Source organism: Acidovorax sp. 93, assembly GCF_003633835.1.
In the GTDB taxonomy this organism is placed as follows: Bacteria; Pseudomonadota; Gammaproteobacteria; order Burkholderiales; family Burkholderiaceae_C; genus Acidovorax; species Acidovorax facilis.
Genome location: NZ_RBIT01000001.1, coordinates 858980 through 874378, shown reverse-complemented (window position 1 = coordinate 874378; position 15399 = coordinate 858980). Strand labels below are relative to the sequence as shown.

The following is a 15399-nucleotide window of genomic DNA, read 5'->3' as shown; positions in this document are numbered from 1 at the left end:
GTACCGAGGCATCCCCTCGGCACAACAGGTCTCAAAGAAACTCGGGGGACTGGACGGTGATCAACAAGGTCTGGCTCTGGTCCAGCCGCTGCCGCTGCCTCAACCACCAGACAGCTCCCTTGCGCACAGCGCATTCCGAAGCCTGCAGCCCCATCAGCTGCGCAATGGTCTGGCCCAGCATGGGTTGATGGCCCACAACCAGCACCGTCCCCTTGGCGCGCGGCCACTGCACAAGGTCCAGCAGATCTTGCGGCGTTCCACCAGGTAACAGCTCGGCGCGCATCTTGAACTTGCGCCCCAGGGCGTTGGCCGTTTGCTCGGTGCGCCGGGCCGGACTGGCAAGCACGCGCAAGCCCTCGGGCAATTGCCGGTCCAGCCAGGCCGCCATGCGCGCTGCCTGCTTTTCCCCGCGCGACGTCAAGGCCCTCGCCAGATCATCACCCGCCTCTGCGAGCTCCTCTGCCTCCGCATGGCGCCACAGGATGAGGTCCATCATGCCGCCCCCTGGTCCATGCGCGTCCCCGACGGGGCTGGACCGTAGCGAACCATTAAAGCGTTCTGGGCACCCAACCCATCCTGCGGACGGGGGGCTCGGCTGTAGGAGCCGTCAGCGTTCAGCGTCCATGCATCCCGGTCGTCATGCAAATAGGCGACCAGGCACTCGTCCACAATCTGCTGCCGCAGGCGCGGATCTGTCACAGGCCAGGCCAACTCCACACGCCGCATCATGTTGCGGTTCATCCAGTCGGCGCTGGAAAGGTACAGATCTTCCTCCCCCCCGCTGCGGAAGTAGAAGACACGTGTGTGCTCCAGGAAGCGGCCGATCACCGACCGTACACGGATGTTGTCGGTCACCCCGGGCACCTGGGCTGCCAGCATGCAAGCTCCCCGCACGATGAGATCAATGCGCGCACCGCGCTGGCCGGCCACGATCAGAGCACGCATCAGGGCCTCGTCGGTCAGGGCATTCATCTTGGCCACGATCCGCGCATCCTCTCCCCGGCTGGCCGCCAGACCCACTTGTTCGATTTTCTCCAGCATTCGCCGGTGCAGATGGAACGGAGCCAGCATCAGCTTGCGCAGCTTGGGCGGGCGGTTCTGGCTCGCAAGGTGATTGAACACCCCGTCCATGTCGGCGGTGGTTTCTTCATCGGCCGTAAGGTAGCTCAGATCGGTATACAGCCGTGCAGTACGTACGTTGTAGTTGCCCGTGGATAGGTGCCCGTAGCGCCGCAGTTTTCGCCCTTCCCTGCGCGTAACCAGCAGCATCTTGGCGTGCGTCTTGAGACCCACTACGCCGTAGACCACTTGGGCGCCAATCGACTCCAGGGCCTCGGCCCAGTTGATATTGGCCTCTTCATCAAAGCGCGCCTTGAGTTCCACCACCGCCATGACCTCTTTGCCACGGCGTACGGCCTCGGTGAGCAGGTCCATGAGTTCGGAGTCCGCGCCGGTGCGGTAGATGGTCTGTTTGATGACAAGCACATCAGGGTCATTGACGGCTTCACGCAAAAAGGCAAGGAGCCCGTCAAAACTCTCGAACGGCTGGTGGATCAGCACATCGTGCTTGCGCAGTTGTTCCAGGATGGACACGCCGGATTGCAGCTGCCGGGGCCACGCGGAATTCCAGGGCGGAAAGAGCAGGTCCGGCGCATCCACCAGATCCACCAGTTGCGTCAAACGCACCAGGTTCACCGGGCCATGCACCCGGTACAAGGCAGCGGCCGGCAAAGCAAACTGCGCCAACAGAAAATCCGACAAAAACTGCGAACACCCGGAGGACACCTCCAGCCGTACCGCCTGCCCATAGTGCCGGTGTTGCAAGCCCTGGCGAAGGGCTGTCCGCAGGTTGCGCACATCCTCTTCGTCCAGTGCCAAATCGGAATGGCGCGTCACGCGGAACTGCGAGAATTCCGTGACCTCCCGCCCCGGGAAAAGATCCTCCAGATGCGCGCGAACAATGCTGGAGAGGCTCACGAAAAGAGCCTCCCCAGGCGCCACGCGGGCGGGCATGCGGATCAGCCTTGGCAGCGCACGCGGCACCTTGACGATGGCAATCTCGTTCTCCCTGCCGAAAGCGTCGTGGCCCTTCAGGCGAACAATGAAGTTCAGCGATTTGTTGGCCACCTGTGGAAACGGATGGGCCGGATCCAGCCCCACTGGAATCAGCAGTGGCCGGACCTCGTTCACAAAATAGTCGTGGACCCAGCGCTTTTGGGCGGGTGATCGCTCGCCATACCCCACGATGCGAATCCCGTGCGCGGCAAACGCAGGCACCAGGGACTCGTTGTACAGCGCGTATTGCCGCTCCACCAGGCTGTGTATTTTGGCGGCCATGGCTTCGAACGATGCCGTCGAATAGAGCCCTTTGGTCTCACCTTTTTGAGCAGCGGTAATGTGCGGCGCAGCACGGACCTCAAAAAATTCGTCGAGATTGGACGACACGATGCACAGATATCGCAATCGTTCCAGTAGCGGCACATCCGGCCTCACAGCCCAGTCGAAAACACGCTCGTTGAAAGCCAGGATGCTGTGGTCCCTGTCCAGAAACATGTGAGGGGGCGCGCTGGCGGACTGTGAGGATCCTCCGCTCGTGCCACTGTCCGGCGACAGGGAGGCGTTGGCATGCACGAGAGCATCATCGGAAGGCAAAGGCAACATGGGTACGCAAACGCGGCTAGTGCAGGATGGCAGCAGTATTTAACGCCCAGATGACAAAGATGTGACAGATTTTGTGACAGTCACACGAGGCGAGCCCTGCGCTTGGGCGGGAACCAGATACTGCTCGAACAGCCGGGCGGCATGCGCCCAGGTGAAATCGAGTGCCCGTGCGCGCGCTTCGGACCGGGGTATCGCCAGTGCCTGCTGGCTTGCCACGAGCAAATCGTTGTGCAGCACGCCCCCTCTGGGCGGCTGACCTGAATGCGCCCCCAGCACCTCCATCGGGCCGTCCTCAGGGTAGGCGGCCACCGGCGTCCCGCAGGCCATTGCCTCCAGCATGACCAAGCCGAAGGTTTCTGACCGGCTGGGAAACACAAACACATCCGCAGCCGCATATACCTGCGCCAGCGCGGCGCGGTCCAGGATGCCCAGCCAACGGACCTGCGGATACTTGGCCTTGAGGCGAGCTTCCAGTGGACCGACCCCGCACACCACCTTGGAGCCTGGTATGTCCAACTGGAGGAAAGCTTCGATGTTTTTCTCGTACGAAATCCGCCCGACATACAAGGAGACGGGGTGCGCCAAAGCACCCGTGAGCGGGCTCTGGATGGTTGCACCGTGGAACGGAAAAGCCCGTGTGTCCACCCCATGGGTCCATGGGCGCAGATTGCGAAAGCCCCGTCGCTCCAGCATCTGCAAAACGCCTTGCGTAGGCACCATCACCCCCGAAGATGGCTGGTGAAAGTGCCTGAACAGCGCATACCCCCATCGCAGTGGCACGCGCAGCGCTGCATGCAGTATTTCCGGAAATCGCGTGTGGAAAGCGGTAGTGAATGCCAACCCCTTGCGCAGGCAATAGCGGCGCCCTGCCCAGCCCAACGGCCCTTCCGTGGCAAGGTGAATGGCATCGGGTTTCATCGCGTCCAGCATCGTCGTCACCCGCTTCGCCGGGCGCACTGCCAAGTCGATGCCAGGATAGCCGGGGCACGGACGGGTTGCGAACTGGCCGGGGTGCAGCACCTGCACCTCGTGCCCGGCCGCTTCAAGCTCCTGCACCAGTTCCAGCAAGGTGGTAACCACCCCATTGACCTGGGGCAGCCAGGCGTCTGTCAACAAGGCAATTTTCATACAACGGCAGCCGACTCGGCCCGGGAAATATTGGCGACAGGAGAAGCCGGCCACTGCAACAGTTCCAGCCTGCCGTCCATGTGCTCGACCAAGGCGGTGTGGCTTTCCACCCAGTCGCCGTCATTGCAGTAAAGCGTCCCACCGATCTCGCGCATCTCGGCACGGTGGATATGGCCGCACACGACGCCGTCATGCCCCCTGCGGCGTGCTTCAGCCGCAACAGCCACTTCAAAGTCGGTGACGTAGTTCAGGGCCTTTTTGACCTTGCCTTTCAGGTAAGCCGACAAAGACCAGTAGGGCAGGCCCATGCGGGCGCGCAATGTGTTGAGGTACCGGTTGAGCTTGAGCGTGAATTCATAAAGGTTGTCGCCCAGATACGCCAGCCACTTGGCGCACTGGATGACTCCATCAAAATGGTCGCCGTGCGTGACCCAGAGGCTGCGGCCATCCGCCGTGGTGTGCACCGCATCGGCCCGCACCTCGATGCCTCCAAACGAGTGGCCTACGAACGCGCGGGCAAATTCGTCATGGTTACCCGGCACAAACACCACCCGACACCCCTTGCGCGCACGGCGCAGCAGCTTTTGCACCACATCGTTGTGGGCTTGTGGCCAGAACCACTTGCGGCGCAGTTGCCAGCCATCGACGATGTCGCCCACAAGGTAGAGGTGATCGCTGGGGTGGTGCTTGAGAAAGTCCAGCAACGCAACCGCCTGGCAACCCGGCGTGCCCAGATGCAGATCAGAAATAAAGACCGCGCGGTACCGACGATGGCCGGCGGCTGAGGCATGTGCGTCTTCGGCCGCGTCCTCGTGGCCTATGGATGGCTCCATCCAGGGTCCCAGGGCATCGAACGCGGCGCGCATCAGGCCCCCAGAAAATGCTTGCGATAGCGAGGATGCAGGTCCGCCAGGCGCATCAGCATCGGCAAGTCTGCCGTGTTGAAGTCTGGATCCCAAGCCGGCGCGCCCAGCACGCGGGCCCCGAGCCGCAGGTAGCCTTTGATCAGCGCCGGTGGCTCCACCGTGATGGATCCGTCGAGTTGCTCCACTGGCAAGGGCAAACGGGGAAGCACGTGGTATTCGATGGGGGCAAGGTGTGTCTTTCGCACCTGCTGCCAGATGCTGGCGGCCGCATCGCCGCTGACAACGCCGTTGTGAAGCATGGGGATGCTTGCGCAACCGATCATCGTGTCCAACTGGTTGCGCACCATAAAGTCCGCCAGCGCGCTCCACAAAGCCATGATCACGCCGCCGTGGCGGTGGTCGGGGTGCACACAGCTGCGCCCCAATTCCACCATGCGGGGGCGCAGCGAGCGCAGCCGCGTCAGGTCAAACTCGGTATCGCTGTAGGTACCGCCGACGCGCCGGGCCTGGGCCGGAGTGAGCACCCTGTAAGTCCCAATGACTTGCTGGCTCTGGACATCGCGCACCAACAGGTGCTCGCAGTAATCGTCAAAAAGGTCCACGTCATGGCCCGCAATGGGGGTCGTCAATCGAGCGCCCATTTCCGCCGCAAACACGTCGAACCGCAGCCGCTGCGCCTGGCGCACTTCATCTTCATGGCGCGCCCAGGCCACCTCAATAGCGCCGCGTTCCGGCATCGGATGCGCAGCACCCGTCAAAGCGCCCACCCCTTGAAGCACTCTCGGGGAAGCAACTTCGGCAGACAGCGGTGGTGTCAAGGTGGACAGTTCATTCATGGTGCAACATCTCCTTGCATGAGGATGGGTTGGGCTGAAGGCACCAACCATGGCCGGGAATCTTTTTTCCCTGCGAGCAAGTGTGGAATTGGGACGTGACATCGCCATGTCGGAGGCGTGTCAATGCCGTGACAGCATTTCAGGCAGAAGCACCAACGCTCGCCATCGTGCGGACTGCATAATTGATTCAGGAACCCGCACCGTGCATGCCCCCTCCCCCGCTCGCCCCCGGAGCCCTGTTACGGGCCCACTGGTCGTGTTTGTTCTGGCGGCGCTGTGCGCAGGGGTGATGGTGTGGGCGCTGGAGCGCCAGGAGCATGCACAACAGCGCACCCAGGTGGCGGACATGGCGGGCGACCATGTGCAGGCCCTGCAACGCGCCATCGAGCTGGCCCTGTCGGCCAACAACGCCCTGGTGGCCCTCGTGCGCCAGGGAAAAGGCCAGGTAACGCAGTTTGAAGAGATCGGCACCCAGATGCTGCCGTTCTATCCGGGCATCGCCGCCATGGGGCTGTCACCCAACGGGGTGGTCAGGCACGTAGTTCCGCGCCAGGGCAACGAAAACTCCATCGGCTTCGATCAGCTCAACGACCCACGCCAAGGCCCCGAATCCGCCAGGGCACGGGAATCAGGCCGACTGACCCTGGCCGGCCCCATGGAACTGGTGCAAGGTGGCTTGGGAGTGGTGGGGCGCCAGCCTGTTTATCTGGAAGACACACAGGGCCACCGTGCCTTTTGGGGCTTTACCTACGTCACCATCCGATTGCCCGAGGTGCTGGCAGCCGCCCGACTGCCGCAATTGACCCAGCGGGGATACCACTACAGGTTGTGGCGCATCCGGCCCGACACGGGGGAAGAACAGACGATCGCAGCCTCGACCCCACCCGCTGGCCCCGACGCCGTGGGCCGTTCCTTGACGCTGCCCAACGGACAATGGACGTTGAGCCTGGTCCCCATCAAAGGCTGGGGAGACCCGGGCGTGCTGGCCATGCGATGCGCGGTGGCCTTGCTGTTTGCGCTGCTGATGACCTACCTCGCCCGGCTGCTTTTCGAGCTGAAGGCGCATGAGCGCGGTCTGGCCTACCAGGTGGCGCAGCGCACCTCCGAGATCCAGGCCACCCAGCAGCAGTTGCGTGCCACCGTCGATGCCATCCCGGACCCGCTTTTCGAGCTTGACCTGGACGGCCTGTACTGCAGCGTGCACAGCCAGCGCGCTGAGTTGCTCATGGCACCCGCAGACATGCTGGTCGGGCACAACGTGACCGAGGTACTGCCTGCGGTGGCCGCACTGTCGGTGATGGACGTGTTGAACGAAGCCCACGCCCAGGGCTGGTCCACCGGACGGCAGATCGTGCTTGATCTGCCCAGTCTGGGCGCCACCTGGTTTGAGTTGTCTGCGGCGCGCAAGGCCACCTCCCCCAGCGCAAAGCCCAGGTTCATTGTGCTGTCGCGCGACATCACCGAACGCAAGCGGTCCCAGGAGCAGTTGCAGCTCACCGCCCAGGTGTTTGACCAGAGCAGTGAAGCCATCGTGATTGCCGACGCGGCCCATACCATCGTGCGCATCAACCGGGCATTCACACGGATCACCGGGTACACGGAAGCCGAAGCGGTAGGACGGTCCGTGCGTCTGCTCACGGTCGCCGGAGCCGACGATGACTTCCACGCCGATACCGTCTACGCACAGTTGCCACAGGGCGGAAGCTGGGAGGGCGAGGCCTGGGGGCGCCGCAAGGATGCATCCACCTACCCGCAGTGGCTGTCGGTGAGCAGCGTGCGAGACGGCAATGGCGTTGTCACGCATTCCATCACGCTGTTCCGCGACATCACCCAGCAGCGAGAGGCCCAGGACCGCATTCAACGGCTGGCCCACTTCGACCCGCTCACCAACCTTCCCAACCGCGCGCTCCTGGCGGAACGCGCCCACCGCCACATTGCCGACGAGCAGGCGCGCGGCGGTACGCTGGCCATGCTGTTTCTGGACCTGGACCACTTCAAGAATGTCAATGATTCGCTGGGCCACAGAATCGGCGACATCCTGCTCGTGGCTGTCGCACAAAGGCTTCAGTCTCTCCTGAGGCCCCAGGACACGGTTTCGCGCCTGGGTGGGGACGAATTCCTGCTACTGCTCCCCGCCACTTCCGCCGCTGCCGCCGCCGACATGGCCACGCAGCTGCTGGCCGCCGTGGCCCAGCCCTTCCAGATTGACCCCTACGAACTCACCACCACCTTGTCGATCGGCATTGCGATGTACCCGGCCGACGGGGAATCGTTCGACACGCTGTACCAGCGGGCAGACGCCGCCATGTACCGTGCCAAGCAGAACGGACGCAACCGGTACGGATTCTTCACCGCCGATCTTGAAGCCCGCACCGCCCGTGCCCTCCAGATCGAAAATGCGCTGCGCCGTGCGCTGGAGCGCAACCAGTTTGAGCTGCACTACCAGCCGCAGGTCTCGCTCACCACGCGCCAGGTGGTGGGTGCCGAAGCCCTGCTGCGCTGGCGCCATCCCGAACTGGGCCTGGTGTCGCCAGCCGAGTTCATCCCCGTGGCCGAGAGCAGCGGCATGATCGTAGCAATTGGCGAATGGGTCATCCACACAGCGGTGAGGGACACCAAACGCTGGCTGGATCTGCACCTGCCCCTGCGGGCCGTTTCCGTGAACGTTTCCGCCGTGCAATTCAGGCACCCCCAGTTGCCCGAGATGGTGACCCGCTGCCTGGAACAGGCTGGCCTGCCTGCCCGCAGGCTGGAGCTGGAGCTGACGGAGGGTGCCGCCGTGGACGATCCCGCCGCCGCACTGGCGATGATGGACCAGCTGCACGACCGGGGCGTGCGCCTGTCGATGGATGACTTTGGCACTGGGTACTCATCGCTGAGCTACCTCAAGCGTTTTCAGATCTACAAACTCAAGATCGACCAATCGTTTGTACGCGACCTCGAAGAGGATGCCAACGACCGCGCCATCGTGAGCGCCATCATCCGCATGGCGCAGGCGCTGGGTATGCAAACCACGGCAGAGGGGGTGGAGACCGACGGGCAGCTCGAATTTCTGCGTGCGCAGGGCTGCGACGAAGCGCAGGGCTTTTACTTCAGTCGCCCCCTGCCCGCGGATGCCTTCGAGGCCTACTTGCGCCAGCAGCAGCAGCAGCAGCAGCAGCAGCAGCAGCAGCAGCAGGAGCAGCAGTCGTCGTCAGGCTAGGCACTTGCGCGCCGTTGGTTGCGGGCGGCATTGCGGCGGTTACCGAAGGTGCCCCCATGGGTTTGTAAGGGAGCGCTGCTACACTTTGGTACAAATTACCCAGGCCGCCAGGCCCTACAGCCCGTACCGGTCTCCATGTTTGCGCCGTACAGCACTCCAGAATCACAGCGTCCTGGAGTTGCCACCGACACTCCCTTGCAACGCGCGCTGCGCGAACAGCAAACCCTGCTCGACAGTGCGGGCGTAGGCATTGTGTTCCTGCGCCAGCGCAGTGTGGTGCGCTGCAACCAGCGGTATGCCGAAATTTTTGGCCATGCCAGCCCCGAGAGCCTGGTCGGGCTGAACACCGAAACCTTCTACCCTTCGCGCGAGGCGTTTCGCGATCTGGGCCGCACCGCCTACCCAGTCCTAGCCCAGGGCCAGGCGTTCCGCGTCGAGCGCCAGCTGCGCCGGCGCGACGGCAGCCTGTTCTGGGGCAGCCTGACCGGGCGGCTCATCAACCCGCACGACACAGCCGAAGGTTCCATCTGGATTCTGGACGACATCGACGAGCAAAAGCGTGCGCAGGCTGCACTGGGCGCAGCGGTGCGTGAAAAGCAGCTGCTCTTTGACAGCGCGATGGTGGGGATCGTGTTCCTGCGCGACCGGCGCCTGACCCGCTGCAACCACCACTTTGAGCAGATGCTGGGCTACGAGCCGGGTGAACTGGTAGGCAGCCCCTCGCGCCGGTGGTACGCCAGCGACGCTGCGTGGGAAGAGGTCGGCCGCCGATGCTATCCGCAGCTGGCCGCCGGCCACTCCTACGAGGGCGAGCTGGAGTTGTGCCGCAAGGATGGGACCCCCGTGATCTGCGAGGTGCGCAGCAAGTCCATCGACCCAGCCGATCCATGCCAGGGCTCCATCTGGATCACGATGGACATCACGGAGCGCAAGCAGGCGCAGGCCGTGCTTGCCAGTGCCCACGAAGACCTGGAAAGGCAGGTGCAGGACCGCACCCGCGAACTGCGCGAGACCGTGGACAACCTGCACCGTGAGATCAACGACCGCAAGGCCGATCAGGAGCGCATCTACTGGCTGGCCCACTACGACGCCCTGACAGGCCTGCCCAACCGCACGCTGCTGGCAGAACGGGCGCAGGAGGCCATCCGCGTCGCCCAGGAGGGCAACACGCCGCTGGCCCTGATCTTCCTGGACCTGGACCACTTCAAGCATGTGAACGACTCGCTGGGCCACCGCGTGGGCGATACCCTGCTCGTGGAGATCGCCAAGCGGCTGCGGGCCGTGGTGCGCGAGAAGGACACCGTGTCGCGCCTGGGCGGCGACGAGTTCATTTTGCTGCTGCCGGGCGCCAATGCCCATGGCGCCGCCCGCGTGGCCGGCAAGCTGCAGGAGGCATCGCGCCAGCACTACCAGATTGACCACCACGAGCTGACCATGGCGCCATCCATGGGCATCGCGCTGTTCCCGCAGGATGGCACGGACTTCGACACGCTGACGCAGTCGGCCGATGTGGCCATGTACCGCGCCAAGCTCGACGGGCGCAATACCTTCAAGTTCTTTACCCCCGAGATGCAGGCGCAGTCGGTGCGCGCCTTGCAGCTTGAAAACGCCCTGCGGCGTGCGCTGGAGCGCAACCAGTTCCACCTGCACTACCAGCCGCAGATGAGCCTAACTAACGGCTCCGTGCGCAGCGTGGAGGCATTGCTGCGCTGGCAACACCCGCAGTTGGGCGCAGTATCGCCGGCAGAGTTCATTCCCATTGCCGAAGACAGCGGGCAGATCCTGCAGATTGGGGAATGGGTGCTGCGCACGGCGCTGTCACAGCTCAAAACCTGGCGCACGAACGGATTCCCCCACCTGACGATGGCCGTAAACCTGTCAGCCATCCAGTTTCGCCAGCCGCAGCTGCCGGAGCTGGTGAGCCGCATGCTGGCCGAGTTCAGTCTGCCGCCCGACTCCCTGGAGCTGGAGCTGACCGAGGGCGTCGCCGTGGACGACCCCCATGCTGCCGTGGCTACCATGGACCAGTTGCACGCACGCGGCGTGCGCATGTCGATGGACGACTTTGGCACCGGCTACTCATCGCTGAGCCAGCTCAAGCGCTTTCAGATCTTCAAGCTCAAGATCGACCAGTCGTTCGTGCGCGACCTGGGTGATGACGGCAACGACCGCGCCATCGTCAGCGCCATCATCCGCATGGCCCAGGCGCTGGGCATGCGCACCACGGCCGAAGGCGTGGAGACCGAAGGTCAACTGGCCTACCTGCGCGAACAAGGGTGCGACGAGGCGCAGGGCTACCACTTCAGCATGCCGCTGTCCGCGCCCGAGCTGGAAGCCTTCATGCGGCGGCAGTTGCATTGACCGACACTGCCCCATGCTGGCCAAAGGGCTCGTGCGGCGGCCAATGAATGCATCGGTGGACGCAGCAGGGACAGCAGCCCATCGGCTCGAAAACAGCATGAAAACGGGGCCTAGCGCTTGATGGAAAAGCGCAAGCAGCTATAAATTAAGTAGCAAATACACCCAATCTGCAGGACCGAGGCTCCTGGGGCTGTGCGGGCTTTCAGCAGTCAGCACCCCATGCATCGTCGCCCAGGTCGGTCCCTGCAAGCGCAGTTCAGCGGATCGGAAACGCGTACATCAGGCCCTGCTTGCTCCACAGGTTGTTGAGGCCGCGCGGCAGCCCCAGCGCCGACTTCTGGCCGACGTTGCGCTCAAAGATCTCGCCGTAGTTGCCGGTGGTCTTGAGGGCGCGCAGCAACCAGTCCCGGTCCAGCCCCAGGAGCTTTCCAGTGTCTTCCGCAGTACCCACCATGCGCTGCACCACCGGGTGGGCGCTGCTGGCTTTCAGCGAATCCGCATTGGCTTGCGTCACACCATACTCTTCGGCTTCGATCAGGCCGTAGATCACCCACTTGACCACGGCAAACCACTCGTCGTCGCCCCGCCGCACCAAGGGCCCCAGGGGTTCCTTGGAGATGAGTTCCGGCAAGATCGTGTGCATTGCCGCACCTTGCGAAACACCGCTGCGCAAGGCTGCCAGGCCCGATGCATCGGTGGTGAATGCGGTGCACCGCCCCGCCAGATAGGCGGCCGTTGCAGCATCTACCTTCTCAAACATCACGGGTTTGATGTCGAGGCCGTTGGCACGGGAATAGTCGGCCAGGTTTTTTTCGGTGGTAGTGCCCGACTGCACACATACGGTCTGTCCCTTGAGCTGGCGGATGCTCCTGATCTTGCTCTTGGCAGGCACCATGAAACCCTGGCCGTCGTAGTAGGTAACGACCGTCTGGTGCAGACCCATCGATGCATCGCGCGCCAGCGAAAAGGTGGTGTTGCGCGAAAGCACGTCCACCTCGCCGGATTGCAAGGCCGTGAAACGCTGCGGCACGTCCAAAGGCACGTACTTGACTTTCTTGCCGTCGCCCAGCACGGCGGCTGCAATCGCCCTGCAGACATCCACGTCAAGTCCGGACCACTTGCCGCTGGAGTCTGCCATCGCAAACCCGGCCAGCCCGGTATTGACACCACACACCACCTGCCCGCGCGCCCTGATACCGTCGAGAGTCTTGCCCGCATGGGCCACGGGAGCGGCCAGCAACGCGGCCACAACGATGGCGCCCATTGCTGCGATCTGGCCAAAAGCTGTCTTCATGCGGTCAGGTCTCCGGGAGGGTGATTCACGGTGCCGCCAATGGCGCAGGCCCTGCCCCATCCAGCATCTTCTGCAGAAATTGCGCCTGCCCCATGCTGGGGTCCAGGGTGTAGGCAGCAAAGCCTTCCCGTTCGTACGCGCGCATTGCACTGTGGTTGCCCGAAAGCACTTCGAGCGTGAGCTTGCAGGCACCGCGCTCGCGGGCCAGCGCTTCCACCCGGTGCAGCATGCGCTGGGCGATGCGGTGGCCGCGCCAGCCGGGTGCCACCACCACGTCATGCACGTTGACCAGAGGCCGGCAGGCAAAGGTCGAAAAGCCCTCTAGGCAATTGATCAGCCCCACGGGCACCTCGCCGTGTGGCGCCGAAGCGTCCGCCGCCCAGGCCATCACGCTGAAAGCCTGCGGCCGCTGGCGCAGCGCCTCGGGCAAGCCCCGCTGGACCTCGGCGCTCAATGGAACGCCACCACCCGCCACGTCCCTTGCATAGCCGTCGAGCAGTTCGACCAACGCCCGCGCTTCGCGGGCATTGCCGTAGTCCACGGAACGGACGGTGATGGTGGAAGGTATGTCAGTGTTTGAAGGCATCTATGGGGTTCCCGGTCGGAGGCAAAGGCCGCAGCGTAGCGGATCGTGCGGCGCGCCAACGGTGGAAGGAGCTCTCGGCGGGATCACCATCAGCCAGCACGGGCCGCGTCGGCCAACCTTTGCGCGCAGGAACTGGCCATTTGCGCATCACGGGCCTCCACCATCACCCGCAGCAGCGGCTCGGTACCACTCGCGCGGATCAGCACGCGGCCTGACGCGCCCAGTTCCTGCTCGACGGCCTGGGTCGTGTCAGCCAGCAAGCGGTTGGCCTTCCAGTCCTGGCCAGGGGCCAGCCGCACATTCAGCAGCACCTGCGGATAGAGCGTGATGTCGGCCAACAGTTGCGCCAGGGTACGGCCACTGCGCACACAGGCCTGCAGCACCTGCAAAGCACTCACCAAGCCGTCGCCGGTGGTATGGCGGTCCAGCGCCAGCAGATGGCCCGAGCCCTCGCCGCCCAGCACCCACTGGTGCCGCGCCAGCTCTTCAAGCACATAGCGGTCCCCCACCTTGGCCCGCACAAACTTCACGCCCTTTGCCTTCAGCGCCACCTCCACTGCCATGTTGGTCATCAGGGTTCCCACGACACCTGGCACATGCTCATCGCGGCCCATGCGGTCCGCAGCCATCAGGTACAAAAGCTCGTCGCCGTTGTACAGGCGCCCCGTGGCATCGACGATCTGCAGGCGGTCCGCGTCGCCATCGAGCGCAATGCCATAGTCGGCGTGGTTGGCGCGCACGGCCCGCACGAGCGCATCAGGATGGGTGGCTCCCACCTCGTGGTTGATGTTGAGGCCGTCGGGCGAGCAGCCAATCGACAGCACTTCGGCACCCAGCTCGTGGAAGACCTTGGGTGCCACCTGGTAGGCCGCGCCATGCGCGGCATCGACGACGATCTTGAGGCCCTTGAGGGTCAGGTCCTGCGGAAACGTGCTCTTGCAGAACTCAATGTAGCGGCCCGCCGCATCATCGAGCCGCCGCGCCTTGCCCAGGCTGGCCGAATCGGCCCACACCGGGGGTTCGCCCAGGGCCGCTTCCACGGCCTGCTCCCACGTGTCGGGCAACTTGGTGCCCTGTGCACTGAAAAACTTGATGCCGTTGTCGGGATAGGCGTTGTGGCTGGCGCTGATGACCACCCCCAGGCTGGCGCGTTGTGCGCGGGTCAGGTAGGCCACGCCCGGGGTGGGCAAAGGACCCAGCAGCACCACATCCACGCCCGCGGAGTTGAAGCCTGACTCCAGCGCGCTTTCCAGCATGTAGCCTGAAATGCGGGTGTCCTTGCCGATCAGCACCGTGGGGCGCTCCTCGGTCCTGCGCAACACTCGCCCGACGGCATGGGCCAGGCGCAGAACAAAATCCGGGGTGATGGGTGGCTGCCCGACGGTGCCACGAATGCCATCGGTTCCAAAGTATTGGCGCGTCATGTTCTAGCGTCTCCTCGTGTGAATCTCATTGTTTGTTATCCATCGCCAAAGGGTCTGGCATGCGCCCATCCATACAACGCCCCAGCCTCCGGAAGACCCCGTCAGACCGCTTGCATTGCACGCCACACCGCGAGCGCCGCCACGGTTTCGCGGACATCGTGCACGCGCACCACAGAAGCTCCACGCTCCACGGCCAACACCGCCGCCGCCACGCTGGGCACCATGCGCTGCTCTACCGCCAGGCCCGTCACCGCGCCCAGCGAGGACTTGCGGGACCAGCCTGCCAGAAGAGGATAGCCTGCAGCCCGCAGCACCGACTGGTGCGCCAGCAGCGCAAAATTCTGTTCCACCGTTTTGCCAAAACCAATACCCGGGTCCAGCACAATCCTGTTCTTTTCGACCCCTAGCGCTTGCAGGTCAAGCGCAGAGCGCTGCAAAAAGTATAGTACCTGCTGTACCACATCGCCCTCCATCGGGGCCACCTGCATGGTTTGGGGGTCGCGGTGCATGTGCATCAGGCACACCCCACATTGCGGGTGCGATGCCACCACCTCTGCGGCACCCGGCTGGCGCAATGCCCAGATGTCATTGATGATGTCCGCGCCCAGGTCCAGCACCGCGCGCATGACCTCGGGCTTGTAGGTATCGATGGAGATAGGCACCCCCAGGGACACCGCGCCCTGCACCAGAGGCACCACACGCGCCAGCTCTTCGTCCAGCGGCACCGCCGGACTGCCGGGGCGCGTGGACTCCCCGCCAATGTCCAGAATGTGTGCCCCGTCGCGGAGCAACTGCTCGCAATGCCGCAGGGCCGCAGCGGTGGAGCCATGCCGCCCGCCGTCGGAGAACGAGTCCGGCGTGGCATTGACGATGCCCATCACGCGGGGCTCGGCCAGGTCAATAGAGAAACGGGAGGTCTGCCAGATCATGGGGGGATCGAGAAAGGGTCACAGGCGCCTTCCTGGTGGAGGTCGGGAGGCAGCACAACACCACCCATGAAAAACGGGGCACAAGGCCCCGTGAGAACGGATGGATCGGCCA

General features: G+C 64.0%; 11 protein-coding genes. 2 read left to right on the top strand and 9 right to left on the bottom strand.

The genetic code is table 11. The annotated features are described in order from the left end of the window. Window positions 1–31 precede the first annotated feature (31 nt). Genes C8C93_RS03945 through C8C93_RS03925 form a run of 5 tightly spaced genes read right to left on the bottom strand, consistent with a single transcriptional unit; the run spans window position 32 to window position 5491 of the window. Window positions 32–496: a histidine phosphatase family protein gene (locus C8C93_RS03945; RefSeq protein ID WP_055398215.1), complete on the bottom strand. Its 465-nt coding sequence runs from the start codon at window positions 494–496 to the stop codon at window positions 32–34. Next, window positions 493–2661, bottom strand: a complete 2169-nt coding sequence (gene ppk1 / locus C8C93_RS03940; protein WP_255577712.1) for a polyphosphate kinase 1 — start codon at window positions 2659–2661, stop codon at window positions 493–495. The genes C8C93_RS03945 and ppk1 overlap by 4 nt, the downstream gene beginning before the upstream one ends. Window positions 2662–2700: 39 nt before the next feature. Next, a complete protein-coding gene (locus C8C93_RS03935; protein WP_121505983.1) occupies window positions 2701–3789 on the bottom strand; it encodes a glycosyltransferase family 1 protein in 1089 nt (362 codons plus the stop codon). Continuing rightward, on the bottom strand, window positions 3786–4655 hold the full coding sequence (locus tag C8C93_RS03930) for a UDP-2,3-diacylglucosamine diphosphatase (RefSeq protein ID WP_121505982.1): 870 nt from the start codon (window positions 4653–4655) through the stop codon (window positions 3786–3788). The genes C8C93_RS03935 and C8C93_RS03930 overlap by 4 nt, the downstream gene beginning before the upstream one ends. After that, complete coding sequence (locus C8C93_RS03925) at window positions 4655–5491, bottom strand: GNAT family N-acetyltransferase (protein WP_121420534.1); 837 nt, start codon at window positions 5489–5491, stop codon at window positions 4655–4657. Before C8C93_RS03925 ends, C8C93_RS03930 begins: the two co-directional genes overlap by 1 nt. A 289-nt stretch (window positions 5492–5780) precedes the next feature. Between C8C93_RS03925 and C8C93_RS03920 the strand changes: the two genes are divergently transcribed. Together C8C93_RS03920 and C8C93_RS03915 are read left to right on the top strand one after the other, a co-directional pair. Then, window positions 5781–8693, top strand: a complete 2913-nt coding sequence (locus C8C93_RS03920) for an EAL domain-containing protein (protein ID WP_233559570.1) — start codon at window positions 5781–5783, stop codon at window positions 8691–8693. Window positions 8694–8828: 135 nt separating this feature from the next. After that, complete coding sequence (locus tag C8C93_RS03915) at window positions 8829–11054, top strand: bifunctional diguanylate cyclase/phosphodiesterase (RefSeq protein WP_121505980.1); 2226 nt, start codon at window positions 8829–8831, stop codon at window positions 11052–11054. A 256-nt stretch (window positions 11055–11310) separates the two neighbouring features. On the opposite strand, the gene C8C93_RS03910 is transcribed toward C8C93_RS03915, so the two are convergent. The 4 genes from C8C93_RS03910 to folP form a co-directional block, all read right to left on the bottom strand. Next, the gene (locus C8C93_RS03910; RefSeq protein ID WP_121505979.1) at window positions 11311–12348 is read right to left on the bottom strand and encodes an amino acid ABC transporter substrate-binding protein; all 1038 of its coding nucleotides are present in this window, start codon (window positions 12346–12348) and stop codon (window positions 11311–11313) included. Window positions 12349–12373: 25 nt separating this feature from the next. Beyond that, window positions 12374–12934, bottom strand: a complete 561-nt coding sequence (locus C8C93_RS03905; RefSeq protein WP_121505978.1) for a GNAT family N-acetyltransferase — start codon at window positions 12932–12934, stop codon at window positions 12374–12376. 89 nt (window positions 12935–13023) lie between these two features. Then, window positions 13024–14358: a phosphoglucosamine mutase gene (glmM, locus tag C8C93_RS03900; protein ID WP_121505977.1), complete on the bottom strand. Its 1335-nt coding sequence runs from the start codon at window positions 14356–14358 to the stop codon at window positions 13024–13026. 101 nt (window positions 14359–14459) lie between these two features. Beyond that, window positions 14460–15287: a dihydropteroate synthase gene (folP, locus tag C8C93_RS03895; protein WP_121420539.1), complete on the bottom strand. Its 828-nt coding sequence runs from the start codon at window positions 15285–15287 to the stop codon at window positions 14460–14462. Window positions 15288–15399: the final 112 nt, after the last annotated feature.